Origin of the sequence: Paenibacillus sp. P36, from assembly GCF_045866505.1 — a bacterium.
GTDB lineage: Bacteria > Bacillota > Bacilli > Paenibacillales > NBRC-103111 > Paenibacillus_E > Paenibacillus_E chondroitinus.
This window is the reverse complement of sequence record NZ_AP038372.1, coordinates 4,520,340-4,534,010: the sequence shown is the minus strand read 5'-3', so window position 1 is coordinate 4,534,010 and position 13,671 is coordinate 4,520,340. Positions and strand designations below refer to the sequence as shown.

Annotated in this window: 10 protein-coding genes; all 10 read left to right on the top strand. The window is 46.4% G+C overall.

The window, feature by feature from the left end; genetic code table 11:
- Positions 1-23 precede the first annotated feature (23 nt).
- Positions 24-992 carry a helix-turn-helix transcriptional regulator gene (locus tag ACKTT9_RS20345; RefSeq protein ID WP_407867335.1) on the top strand — a complete coding sequence of 323 codons (969 nt, stop codon included), beginning with the start codon at positions 24-26 and terminating at the stop codon, positions 990-992.
- Between the two features lie 36 nt (positions 993-1,028).
- Positions 1,029-1,589 (top strand): hypothetical protein, encoded by a 561-nt coding sequence (locus ACKTT9_RS20340; protein WP_407867334.1) that lies wholly within the window; start codon positions 1,029-1,031, stop codon positions 1,587-1,589.
- A gap of 229 nt (positions 1,590-1,818) precedes the next feature.
- Positions 1,819-3,579 (top strand): ABC transporter ATP-binding protein, encoded by a 1,761-nt coding sequence (locus tag ACKTT9_RS20335; protein ID WP_407867333.1) that lies wholly within the window; start codon positions 1,819-1,821, stop codon positions 3,577-3,579.
- Positions 3,576-5,441, top strand: a complete 1,866-nt coding sequence (locus tag ACKTT9_RS20330; protein WP_407867332.1) for an ABC transporter ATP-binding protein — start codon at positions 3,576-3,578, stop codon at positions 5,439-5,441. The genes ACKTT9_RS20335 and ACKTT9_RS20330 overlap by 4 nt, the downstream gene beginning before the upstream one ends.
- Before the next feature lie 171 nt (positions 5,442-5,612).
- A complete protein-coding gene (locus ACKTT9_RS20325; RefSeq protein WP_407873085.1) occupies positions 5,613-7,316 on the top strand; it encodes an amylo-alpha-1,6-glucosidase in 1,704 nt (567 codons plus the stop codon).
- Positions 7,317-7,541: 225 nt separating this feature from the next.
- A complete protein-coding gene (locus ACKTT9_RS20320; protein WP_407867331.1) occupies positions 7,542-9,230 on the top strand; it encodes a sensor histidine kinase in 1,689 nt (562 codons plus the stop codon).
- Positions 9,208-10,431: a response regulator gene (locus tag ACKTT9_RS20315; RefSeq protein ID WP_407867330.1), complete on the top strand. Its 1,224-nt coding sequence runs from the start codon at positions 9,208-9,210 to the stop codon at positions 10,429-10,431. Before ACKTT9_RS20320 ends, ACKTT9_RS20315 begins: the two co-directional genes overlap by 23 nt.
- A gap of 118 nt (positions 10,432-10,549) precedes the next feature.
- Positions 10,550-11,830 carry an ABC transporter substrate-binding protein gene (locus ACKTT9_RS20310; RefSeq protein ID WP_407867329.1) on the top strand — a complete coding sequence of 427 codons (1,281 nt, stop codon included), beginning with the start codon at positions 10,550-10,552 and terminating at the stop codon, positions 11,828-11,830.
- Positions 11,831-11,899: 69 nt separating this feature from the next.
- Positions 11,900-12,853 carry a carbohydrate ABC transporter permease gene (locus ACKTT9_RS20305; protein WP_407873084.1) on the top strand — a complete coding sequence of 318 codons (954 nt, stop codon included), beginning with the start codon at positions 11,900-11,902 and terminating at the stop codon, positions 12,851-12,853.
- Positions 12,850-13,662, top strand: coding sequence for a carbohydrate ABC transporter permease (locus ACKTT9_RS20300; RefSeq protein WP_407867328.1), 813 nt, complete (start codon positions 12,850-12,852; stop codon positions 13,660-13,662). The genes ACKTT9_RS20305 and ACKTT9_RS20300 overlap by 4 nt, the downstream gene beginning before the upstream one ends.
- The last annotated feature ends 9 nt before the right edge of the window (positions 13,663-13,671 follow it).

Here is a 13,671-nt window from a genome sequence, read left to right as displayed (position 1 = left end):
TACATTTTTGATATAATACAATCATGAAGAAAACAGAACGAGTGAACCTGATCATGCGTTACATCAATAACCGCGCGCACTTTACAATTGCTGAGATTCAGCAAGAGTTCAAGATTTCCCGCGCGACGGCGATCCGCGACATCAACGAGATACAGGCGATGGGGTTTCCGTTGACCTCCGAGCTTGGTCGCGGTGGCGGATACTTTGTGCTGCAAAATCAGTATCTGCCCGCCGCCCGCTTCACACCGGAAGAGCTGAAAGCGATTTTTATCAGCTTTATCGCCTCAAAAAATTCGCAGCTGCCTTATCTCCACAATCGTCGTTCAATCACTGAAAAACTGATCGGCATCGCGTCGCAAACTCAGCAAGATGAGCTGATCGAGCTCAATAATATCTTACTTTTCGAAAATACGAATCCTGCCAATCCGAATCTTTTGGAGCTTGATGATGCAGCGCCTCCGGAACTAAACCAATTGATTTCGCTTGCTGTGCAAGATAAACATTTACGCGTGACTTATGAACTGAATCTGGGCTGGCCGCAGTTGCTGGACGTTTTTTTGTTACATATATTTAATTCGAACGCTACGTGGTTGGTTGAGGTTTATGATTTTGATACGGATGAGTTTCGTTATTTGCCTGTTGAGATGCTGCGGGACTCGGCCATTTCTAAGCAGGAGATGAAGTGGACTGAACAAGAGATTTTGGACAAGAAACGGCTTCGTGCCCGCGAAGCCAATCTTGTTGTGAAACTTGATAACATTGGCATTCAGCGCTATAAGCGTATGCACCCGCCTGGGATCATTTTGTCCTTAACCGGGATGTTCCAGTCGAGCGGGATTTTCAATGTTCAATTGGATGTGGCTGATAGCGAGTCGCTTGCGTATTATGCGGATTGGCTTTTGTTTTTGGGTAAAGGGGTCGAGTATGTGCGGATTCCTGATGAACTGCGTGTGATTTTGGAAGAGCGTTTAGCTGCTTTGAGATTTATTTGAGATTTAACTAGTGTTTTGTATTTTTAGGAGGATGAAATGGCCTGGAGTAAATTGAAACAACAACTGGAGAGTTTTCTCAGTCCTGCGTTGCACGGAAGGGTCGAATACCTTTCAACCAGCTACCGCTATTTACCGGATAAAGCAGGGCTTTGTTATATTGCAGTTGATAAAAAAAACGTACTCAACATGAGTGATACGTTAATCAAATGGTATCAGACGGAATTGGAGATTAAAAATGATTCAAATATCCAGATTCCTATCAGCCATGATGAAATCGAAGCGATCAGAAAAGAAACCAAAGGGAATGTTCCGGAGGATCGTTTAAAAGTTATAGCAAGAAGTAGAAAAATATCGGAATTTGCAAAAGATTTGTTGTCAGCACAGTCAACTTTAAGTAAATCAAATTTTAACGTTATTGCGAATAAATTTTTATCCAGTTCTATAGAGGAAAGCTTAGAAAGCAACGATATCTTATTGAATATTTTAGCTTTAGTTGACCGAAGAGTTGGAAAAAAGCGAATAATGAACATGACCGAGAAGATGAAGTTAAAACATCCAATTGTACAGTATTTTTTTGAACTTAGACTAGGTACATGATAATCCGAACTATATCCGCCGTAATGGCGGTTTTTTTTATGCTCCAATTGCAGATAAAACCTCCAAATATCTACTTTTGAGAAGCATGCATGCACATAGCTGATTGGAATAATTCTACGATGGCTGCAACATAATATGGGTTATTGCCAGAAAACGGAACCATACCGCAATTGAAACAAAGACAAATGCTGAGTACTTCATTATATACAGCGGGGGGATTGCTTTACTCATGTTAAGAATCTTTAGCAAACTAAGACTAAAAGAATGGATTCAAGTCGTGATCAGCCTCGTGTTTATCGTCGCACAGGTTTATCTCGACTTGAAGTTGCCGGATTATATGTCTGAGATTACCCGGCTGGTACAGACACCAGGCAGCGAAATGAGCAACATCTGGATTCATGGAGCGTATATGCTGCTCTGCGCGCTTGGTAGTTTGCTGTCTGCCGTCATTGTAGGATTCTTTGCCTCCCTTATCGCGGCGTCGTTCTCACGGCAGCTACGTACTTTGCTGTTCAACAAGGTAGATTCTTTTTCTATGGAAGAAATCAATCGATTTTCTACCTCCAGCTTAATCACACGTTCTACAAACGATATCACGCAAATTCAATTGCTTGTAACTATGGGATTACAACTAATTATTAAAGCACCTATTATGGCGGTATGGGCGGTTACAAAAATCGCTGGCAAGGGTTATGAATGGTCACTGGCAACCGGATGCGCGGTGTTGATTCTGGTTATTGTCATCGCGTTTATTATGATTTTTGTATTACCGAAATTCCGAAAAATGCAGACCTTTACAGATAATATGAACAAGGTTACCCGAGAAAACCTCACTGGAATTCGTGTTGTTCGCGCCTATAATGCTGATGATTACCAAGAGGCAAAGTTTGAAAAAGCAAATGTGGAATTGACGGAGACTCAACTCTTCACGACTCGTGGTTTGGCTTTTATGCTGCCAGTGATGAGCATGATTATGAGCGGCTTATCTCTTTCAATTTATTGGATTGGCGCGTATCTAATTGATTCCGCACAAGTGGCTGATAAGTTGACCATATTTTCCAATATGGTTGTATTTTCATCCTACGCCATGCAGGTCGTGATGTCATTTATGATGTTGGCCATGATGTTTGTCCTGCTGCCGAGAGCAGCCGTGTCAGCTAAGCGTATTAATGAAGTGCTAGATACACGGCCGATCATTGCCGAAGGTTCGCAAACCGAAGGAAAGCCAGGGGTGATCGGTGAGGTCGAGTTCAGAAATGTTAGTTTTAAATATCCTGGAGCAGCGGATTATGTTTTACATAATGTCAGTTTCTCCGTAAAGCAAGGTGAAACCGTGGCCTTTATCGGTTCAACTGGCAGCGGCAAATCCACGCTCGTCAATCTGGTTCCACGCTTTTTTGACGCCACGGAGGGCGAGGTGCTCATTGACGGTGTGAATGTAAAGGAGTATGTCGAAGAAGCGTTATACAATAAAATAGGTTATGTTCCGCAAAAGGCGGTGCTGTTCAGAGGCACGGTCAGTTCAAATGTGGGTTACGGTGAAAATGGAAAAGATACCACTACGGCGGATCAAATAAAAAAAGCTATTTCCATTGCTCAGGGTACGGATTTTATTGAAGCGATGGAGGGGCAATATGATGCGGCCATTTCACAAGGCGGTACGAACTTGTCAGGAGGGCAGAAACAAAGGTTATCTATTGCCCGCGCCGTCAGTAGAAACCCGGAAATATATATCTTTGACGATAGTTTCTCCGCACTGGATTACAAAACAGACCGCGTGCTGCGTAGCGCACTAAAGAAAGAAACGGCAGGAGTTACAAGCATGATTGTCGCGCAGCGTATCGGTACCATTATGGACGCTGACCAGATTATTGTACTCGACGATGGTAAAGTGGTCGGGAAAGGGACGCATAAAGAGCTACTCACGACTTGCGAGGTTTACAAGGAAATTGCCATGTCTCAACTTAGTGAGGAGGAGCTTGTATCATGAGTGAAAACACACACAAAAGACCCGCAGCAATGGGGGGCCCCGGCGGTATGGGAGGCCAAGGCAGGATGGGGGCTCCGGTTGAGAAATCGAAAAATTTCAAAGCGACTTGGATAAAATTGATTCGATATTGCAAGTCTTATCTTCCAGCTATCCTGATTGCACTTGTAATGGCTGCCGCCGGTACTGTGCTGCAGATTATTGGACCCAACAAAATCAAGGACATGACGAACGAGATTGCCAAAGGGCTTCCGGCCATGATCAAAGGTGAGACGGTGCAGGGCAGTATTGACATACCCGCGGTTGTAAACATTGCCTGGCTTCTTGTGTTTTTCTATGCAGGCTCAACGATCCTGAGTTTTGCGCAGAGTTATATCATGGCGACCGTAACACAAAGAATATCAAAATCAATGCGGACTGACATTTCTCAAAAAATCAACCGCTTGCCCCTCAAATATTTCGATAGGACGAGCAATGGCGATATCCTCAGCCGCGTCACAAACGATGTTGATGCCATTGGGCAAACCATGAACCAGAGCATCGGACAGTTGGTGACCGCAATTGCGATGTTTGTTGGCTCGCTTATTATGATGTTTTATAACAGTTGGATTCTGGCCTTGACCGCTGTAGGTTCCAGTCTAATAGGTTTTGCTTTGATGATGATCATCGCAAAAATATCACAAAAATTCTTTATCGCTCAGCAAGCGGGGCTCGGAAGCATCAACGGACACATTGAGGAAATTTACTCTGGACACCATGTTGTGAAGGTTTATAACGGCGGCATAGAGGCAAAGAAAACCTTTGAAAAATTTAATGGAGATCTGTACCAAAGCGCATGGAAGTCGCAGTTTTTATCGGGCTTGATGATGCCGCTGATGGGCTTCATCGGAAATATCGGGTATGTAGCCGTTTGCGTAGTAGGCGCAGTTTTAGCGATGAATGGAAGCATTTCTTTTGGCGTCATTGTCGCATTCATGTTGTATATCCGCCTCTTTACACAGCCGCTTTCACAGATGGCACAGGCAATGAACAACCTGCAACGGACAGCAGCGGCAGGAGAGCGTGTCTTTGAATTTTTGGACGAGCAAGAGCTTACTGACGAGAGCCAAAAGGTAAAAACCTTGCAAAACGTGAAAGGCAATGTTGAGTTTAAGAACGTTAAATTTGGGTATGAGCCTGAAAAAATAATTATCCATGATTTCTCGATTCAGATAAAGGCAGGGCAAAAGGTAGCTATTGTCGGCCCGACTGGCGCAGGGAAGACCACGATCATCAATTTGCTCATGCGGTTTTATGAGTTGGACGGCGGTGAAATCCTGCTGGATGGCACGCCGACTGATCAGGTGACGAGGGAAAATGTCCATCAGCAATTTGGTATTGTATTGCAGGATTCTTGGCTGTTTGAAGGCACAATCAAAGAAAATATCGTTTACAGCAAGGAAGGCGTTACGGATGAGCAAGTCGTCAATGCCTGTAAGACCGTAGGCTTACACCATTTCATTAAAGCTTTACCAGATACATACAATACCGTTTTTAATGACAAAGCAAGTCTGTCTGAAGGGCAAAAGCAGCTTATTACCATTGCGCGCGCTATGATTCAAAATGCTCCGCTGCTCATTTTGGACGAAGCAACCAGCTCAGTAGATACCCGAACCGAACGCATCGTGCAAACAGCAATGGAAAAATTAACGGAAGGTAGAACCTCATTCGTGATCGCTCATAGGCTTTCGACCATCAAAAACTCCGATCTGATTCTGGTCATGAAAGGCGGCGACATCATCGAAAGCGGCAATCATGAGGATTTGTTGTCGAAAGGTGGAGTCTACGCCGAACTCTATAACAGCCAATTTGAACAGCTGGCATAGTTAATTCGAACAATAGGACTAATCAGACCGAACAAAATGCCACCTTGAACTCTTGCAAGTCTCAGCAGGCAACAAATGACCTATCCATTACAAACAACTGTCGGTTTTCCCGTCAGTTCTCCATTCGGTACAATGAAAGCGCATACTGCTTTCCGCAAAGGAGAATTGAACATGAACTTTGACCTGAACGTTGTACCTTTCAGCCGGAGAGAATCCTTTCTAGCGATTTCGATTCTGCCTGAAGCCCAAGATAGACAACAAGGCCTGTATCTGCGCACCGTTCGTGGAGGCGACGATAAATTCGGCGAGGCATTTCATATCGATATGCTGGATGAAAGCGGCCAACCCGTATCATTCGAGGCTGTAGCTTGCCCCGAACTTATTCGGCTTAAATCGACAACCGGCTTAACCGCTGAGATCTGTATCTCCGATCGCCAAACATTTCGGATTCGCTCGAATGGCTGTGGAATTCGCTTAACTTTCCGCACGGCTGCCTACGATTACGCGTATCAAGCAGCTTCCGGCAGCTGGGAAGTAAACAGTTTCACGCATGAATGCAGGTTCATGCTGACAGCGTTAGTAGGCGATTTGAAGATGGAAGTGCCATGGGACAAAATCAAAAGCTCCTACGTCATCGCAGACTTCATGCCTGACAGAAAATCGGGCATTGCCGAGTTTGCTGTTGAGGAATTCCGCACTGTGTGGGAGCCGCGCATGGTTTGGAAGCCCTTCGATGACGCCGTAAAGCAAGTAAAAGAAGAGTTTAGCCAATGGTTGGATCGCTCTCTACCTCTGCCTGAGCGCTGGAATGAAAGCCGGGAACTTGCGGCTTACATTACTTGGTCTTGCATCGTTCCGGCAGAGGGGTGTCTAACCAGGCCGGCGATGTATATGTCGAAGAACTGGATGACGAATATTTGGAGCTGGGACCACTGTTTCAACGCAATGGCGCTTGTTCGCCATGATCCGAAGCTGGCATGGGATCAATTCATGATTTTCTTTGACCGCCAGGATGAGAGCGGTTTGCTCCCGGATTTTATCAATAATAAATATGAACTGTGGAACTGCAACAAGCCGCCGATACACGGTTGGACGCTATCTTGGATGATGGCCAGAACGGATTATATTAAGGAAGCGCAGCTTCGTGAGGTCTATGAACCACTTTCCAAATGGACGAAATGGTGGTTCCGCTATCGCGACGGCGATGGAGACGGCATTCCGCAGTACAATCACGGGAATGACTCTGGCTGGGACAACAGCACAGCTTTCAATAATGGCATTCCAGTAGAAAGCCCGGATTTAGCAGCCTTTCTTGTTCTTCAAGCAGAACTGCTCGCGGAGATTGCGAGTCTGCTCGGACATGCAGAGGACGCAAAAGAATGGCGACAACTTGCAGAGGGCACACTTGATAAGATGATTCGTCATTTCTGGAAGGATGACCGCTTCACCGCCTGCCGTTCCGGCACGCACGAATTATCAGAAGGGGACAGCCTTCTCTTGTTTGTTCCCATTCTTCTGGGCAAACGTCTGCCTGAGCCAATTCGCACAGCTTTGCTGAAGGGGTTACGGGAGGAAGACCGTTTCTTAACCCGCAATGGCTGGGCGACAGAAAGCGTGAAAAGCCCTTTCTATCATCCGGACGGCTATTGGCGTGGTCCGATCTGGGCGCCGTCCACGATGCTGCTCGTAGAAGGAGCAGCTGCAGCGGGTGATCGTGAACTGGCAGAAGAAGTGGCGCAACGATTCTGCCGCATGTTGGATCGCAGCGGAATGGCCGAGAATTTTGACGCGATTACGGGACAAGGCTTGCGTGATCGGGCTTTTACATGGACATCCAGCGTATTCTTAATTCTGGGTAATGAGTACACAAATTAAATACAACCTGCACTTCTTCCTGTTACAAAATGAACAGAGGGGAGGTGCTTTTCCAGTTTCGGGGGATCCGAATTTCATGGATGGAAGATACATTGTTCGCTGAAACTGTTCCATGCTACACTTAAGAGTAAGTTTTTTCAGAGAAGCTGGAAGGAGGGTGCAATCATCAAAGGTTATTTGCATAAGCGATTCAACTTCCGCCTTTTGTCTAGCTATTATCGAAGCATGCTAACCAAGCTGCTTTTCTGCTTTCTTATTGTGACGATTATTCCGCTGCTCTCGCTTGGGGCATTGTCTTATTATCAATCTGCGAAGGTTATTAATTCTCAATTTGGCAAATACGGAGAGAATGCTGTGGCGCAGTTGGATCAGCAGATGAGCTCTTATTTGAACCGGATGAATCAGACGACAGAGACCGTTTATTCCTATTTACTTGATCCTGCGAGGGTTGATCTAGGGGATCAGGTTCCGACAACCTATAAAGAAATTATGGATAAGAATGATTTCGAAGTCCTTCTGAAAGCGCTTAAAACCGATCGGACGACAGGCATCTACATTATCACCAGCTCCGGCTACTATTATGGAGAAAATAATCTTGATGTGACGAAGCTGAGCCGCATTCCAGCTTGGCAATCCATGTCGGACGCCAATAAAGGCAAGTACTGGCTGGGATTCTATGCTCAGAATCATGGAATGAAGGAATCCGAAGATTCCGGGATGACGGTTCTAGGCCTAGCTGTGCCGATTAACAATCCATACGGCGCGCTCCGGGGCAGCAAAATTCTTATCGAGGAAAATGCGGAAGATTTGCTTCATATGTTCAGACTGTTCGAAAATGATACGAAGGCTCATCTCCGCATAGCAGATCCGCAGGGTCGCATTATCTATGAGACGACAGCTGCCTTCACGTCGCAAACCAGTGATATTGTATGGAACAAAACACTTGCGGCAAATCAATGGACGATCGAGGCGAGATTGCCTGCCCAGTCGTTTTATCGTTCCTCCAGCATTATAAGATCGAATACGATTATGGTGGCTGTTGCTTCATGTTTGCTGGCCTTCGGGCTTGCGTATCTATTCTCTACCCGATTAACCGCGAGGATACGTCGTCTGAAGGACGCGATGCAGAAGGTCAGCTTCGGGAAGCTGCATACGAGGACTCCGGTTGAAGCGAAGGATGAGCTGGGCATTTTGGATACAAGCTTTAACAATATGGTCGGCGGCATCCAGACTTTGATCGGCGAGGTTGAAAGGAGCGAGCGGCTCAAGAAGGAAGCGGAGTTGAAGGCTTTTCATTATCAAATTAACCCGCATCTGCTTTTCAATACACTCAATTCCATCCAATGGAAAGCCAGGCTTCAGGGAGCGGAGGATATCCGCCAAATGCTGTACCATCTAACGATGGTGCTCGAAGGCAATCTGGATATCTCGCAGGAGCTGATACCGCTTGGCCGCGAGCTGCGGATGATTGAGCATTTTCTGAAAATCCAAGAGGTCCGTTATGGCCCCGAATTCGAATATGAACTATCTTGTGATGAGAAGCTTGAGAGCTATCTAATTCCCCGCATGACTTTGCAGCCGTTGTTCGAGAATATTTTCTTCCATGGCTTTGAAGACGGCAAAGGCGTGATCCGTTTAACCGTTTGGGATGAAGGCACTTATTTACACCTTTCATTAACCGATAATGGAGCAGGTATTCCTGCGGAAAAGCTCAAGCAGCTGCTTCGGCCAAACGAGACGAAACGCAAGGGCAGGGGAGGACTTGGTCTGCAAAATGCAGACCAGAAGTTCAAGCTGCATTTTGGCCTGCAGCATGGGCTGACCGTGCAATCTATCCAAGGTGAAGGGACAACGATAATCATAGAATGGCCTAAGAAGGAGGAGAGTCCGCATGGAAACAATCAAGACCATTAAGGTAATGATCGTAGATGACGAGAGCATCGTCCGTAAAGGACTTCGTTCCACGGTTCCTTGGGGGAAATACGGCATGGAAGTGGTGGCGGACGCCTCGAATGGCCGCAAAGCTTGGGAGGCTTTCCTGGAGCATCGGCCTCAAGTTGTTATTACCGACATTGTGATGCCCGAAATGGACGGAATAGAACTATCACGACGCGTCAAGGAAACAGCTCCCGACACGAAGATCATTCTGCTCAGCTGTCACAGGGATTTCGAGTATGCGCAGCAGGGAATAAAGCTTGGAGCAGCTGGTTATCTGCTCAAAACCGCCTTCGAGGATGAAGAGCTGGAAGGCATGCTGGCGAAGTTTCAACATGATCTTGCGATGACTCCTTCGGCAACGGCGTCTGCCCAGTCAGTTGGCAGTGACGTTGATGATGAGCGTCTGGGTACCCTGCTCTATGCCTGGCTGAATGGACACAATGACAAATTTGCTCAGGAGATGGAGAAACGAACGCATGATGCGTGGTTTTTCCAGGGTGAACCGGTTTATGTCTATTTAATCAAGATTTCCGGATGTGAAGCGTCGTGGCTTCAACTGTTAAAGGAATCGCTGGAAGAAGATCGCCAGCTTTGCAAAGGAGCAGTCATTCCTTATGGGGATGAGCGCTGCTACTATTTGGTGCCCGAATCTCATCTGAATGCAACGAAGAGCTTGCTTGTGGAGAAAAAAAGCGAGAACGCGAAGCTGCAGTGGGCTAAAAAAGGACCGCTTATAAACGCTGAGGAACGTCTTGATGCGTTCTTGTCGCTGCATAAAGCAGCGGAAATAGAGAAAATCTATGGCGTAACGGCTGAAGATTGGCCGGAGCCGATTTGGAAAGCTGTTAAGCTTTTGCATGACAACCCAGCGGCTGAGTGGTCAGTCAGCGATGTGGCGAGTCAGGTTGGGCTCAGCCGAAGTCACTTCTCTATTATTTTTAAGAAGACGCTGGGAGATAGTTTCGTGGCATTTCAGTACAAACGCAAGCTTAAGCTTGCTTACGGATTATTAAAGGATACGCCCCTTACGATGCAGGAGATTGCAGAGCGTACGGGGCTTGGAGACAGCAAATATTTCAGCAAATGGTTCAAACGCTGCACAGGCCAAACGCCAAGCCAGTACCGCGCCGAACATAAGGACGGCACACTCCGAACATCTGGACACCCATCTCGGTGAATCGAACAAAAACGCTCAAACATTCGAATAGTTATCGGTTTTGAACCGCTTTCATTTTAGTTATGATGAAAGCGGTTCAATTATTATCTACTCATTCACAGAGAGGGGAGCTGACAAAATGAACAAGAAACTTTCACTTATTGTTCTTACAACGGCAATGGCCGTAACGACGCTTTCAGCATGCAGCAGTACTAATGAGGGTACGACTAGCCAAGCGACACAACCGGCGAAAAGTAACGATGCTGCCACAGAGAAGACGCTGCGATTCGCTACATGGGATACCGGGGATGCTTTGAAGATCGAGCAGGATATAGCGAAGAAGTTCGAAGTCAACCATCCCGGGACGAAGGTTCAGGTAGAAGCATACGCCGACGGTTTCGACCAGAAGCTGGCTGCGGGCTTCGGCGCTACGAATCCTCCGGATGTGATGTACATGTGGGATTTCCCAACTTATCATCAATCGCTTGAACCGCTGGGCAGCTACGCGGACGGGGACAAGGACTTGAAGAAGGATGATTTCTACAAAGGGTTGTTCAATTACGCAACGATTGATAACAAGCTCTATGGAATCCCGGCTGGTTTCACGACTCGGGTTGTGTATTACAACAAGAAGATGTTTGATGAGGCCAAAATTCCTTATCCGAAGGACGGATGGACATGGGACGATTTCCAGGAAATCTCCAAGAAACTGACGGATAAAGCCAAGAAACAGTATGGTTTCGGTATTCGAGCGGATAACGATACGTACGATCTACAAGGGTTTGTATGGAGTAACGGTGGCTCTTATATATCTAATGACGGCAAGACGATAAATGGGTTTATGAACAGTAAAGCAACAGCCGGAGCCATTCAAATGTTCGGCGATATGATCAAGAACGGTTCGGCCGTTTTGACCGGAGGTAAAGGACAGCAAAGTGGCGAGGACATTTTCAAAGGCGGCAAAATTGCCATGTGGGAAAGCGGAATTTGGCCGTTGGAGTCGTTCAAGGAAGCAGGGATTGATGTAGGCACAGTAGAGATGCCGGCATTTCCAGGTCAACCAGTCAAAGGCGTGATTGCTGAATCTGCCCTATCCATCGCGAAGGATTCGAAACAGAAGGATCTCGCTTGGGAATTTATTAAGTATTATGTTTCCAATGAAGCGATCAAAATGCGCGTAGCGGATTTACCGGTCAGAGTAAGTGTTGTCAATGAGCTTAAGAAGGATCAGGATCCTCTGTACAAGCCATTCTACACGATGCTGCAGCGTTCGGATAATTCGCCGGCTTTCCTGCTTAATCCAAAGTGGAATGAAGTAAACCGTCAGCTATCTTCAGCCGTAGAAGCTATCGTGCTTGGCAGCAATGCACAGGATGCGCTGGATCAAGCTGTCAAAGACAGCGAGCGTTATTTGAAATAAGATTTCTACAGAAAGAAGGTTAGGGAGATGGCTCAAACCTACCCACAGCAAGTAAACGCAGGGAAACCAATGGCCAGCCTCAAGCCTAGAAGAAAACCACGTTGGGGTGGGGTAGCTCCCTACCTCTTCATTTTCCCATGGATCTTCGGGTTCCTGGTGTTCACTTTAGGGCCATTGTTATTCTCGCTAATTATTTCGTTTTTCGATTGGCCGATTGTAGGTAAAGTTCGCTTTATCGGTTTAGGCAATTATGTGGATATGTTTACAAAAGACCCGCTCTTCTGGAAATCGTTCTGGGTGACGATTAAGTTCGCAGCGTTGTTTGTTCCGCTAAATATAGCAGTTGCTCTTGGATTAGCGATTCTACTCAATCAGAAAATTCGCGGCAGTGCAATATTTCGAACTGCCTTCTACCTGCCCTCCGTGATCTCAGGCGTGGCTCTAGCTATGATCTGGTCTTGGGTATACAGCGGCGATTATGGCATTCTGAATTATTTTCTGTCGATCATCGGTGTCAATGGCCCAGACTGGTTGAATAGCAAACAATGGTCACTTGTAGCGATGGTTGTTGCCAGTCTATGGGGGCAAGGCTCGATGATGCTCATTTTTCTAGCAGGACTCAAGGGGATACCGAAGGATCTATACGAATCTGTTTCCATCGATGGGGCGGGTAAGCTCAGACAATTCTTCAGCGTGACGATTCCGATGCTCAGCCCGACCATTATATTTAATCTGATTACGTCCATTATCGCGGCGTTTCAACAGTTGACCCTTGCGCTCCTGCTCACCGGAGGCGGTCCGCTGAAATCAACGTATTTCTATGCGATGTATATGTACGAGAATGCTTTTAAGTTTTTTAAAATGGGTTATTCCGCGGCTAACGCATGGTTCATGTTCCTTATTGTCCTAAGTCTGACATTCCTTGTATTTAAGTCATCCGAGGCTTGGGTGTTCTATGAAGGCGAAATGAAGCAAAAATCACAGAAGAAAGTGAAATCCGGCGGAAGGAGGCGGTCAGCATGAAACGGATCATCGTCTACACGATGTTGATTATCTGCTCGCTGTTATTCGTCGCTCCGCTGTTCTGGGCGGTGACAACGGCAGTGAAATCACCTGCTGAGCTGTACCTTTTCCCACCCAAATGGATTCCTTCCGTATGGAAGTTCAGCAATTTCGCCGATGCATGGACGATACAGCCTTTTAATCTATTTCTGAAAAATACCGTTATCGTGACGTTGATGTCAACGCTAGGCCAACTGATCTCCTGTACGCTCGTAGCCTATGGGTTTGCAAGATTCCAATTTAAAGGGCGCGATCTGTTGTTTCTAATAGTGCTTGCTACGATGATGATCCCTTGGGAAGTAACCATGATCCCGCAGTATATGGAGTTTAACTACCTGGGCTGGATCAATACGCTTAAACCGCTTATTGTTCCGTCCTGGTTCGGTTCGGCTTACTTTATCTTCTTGCTGAGACAGTTCATTCTAACGCTTCCTCGCGAACTGGATGAGGCAGCAACGATTGACGGGGCAAATAAGTTTGCCATTCTTATGAGAATCATTGTTCCGCTTATGGGACCATCGCTCATTTTAGTCGGTGTCTTCCAAGTTATGAGCTGTTGGAACGATTATCTGGGACCGCTCATTTTCCTTAATGATCAATCAAAATATACGCTGACACTTGGACTGTCGCAGTTCAAAGGAATGTTTGGCGTTGATATGCAGTCTATTATGGCAATAACTTGCCTGATATCCATTCCGCCGCTCGCTGTATTCTTCTTCGCGCAGCGCTACATTGTTGGCGGCATCGCGGGTACGGGGATTAAGGGGTAGATTTGAGAG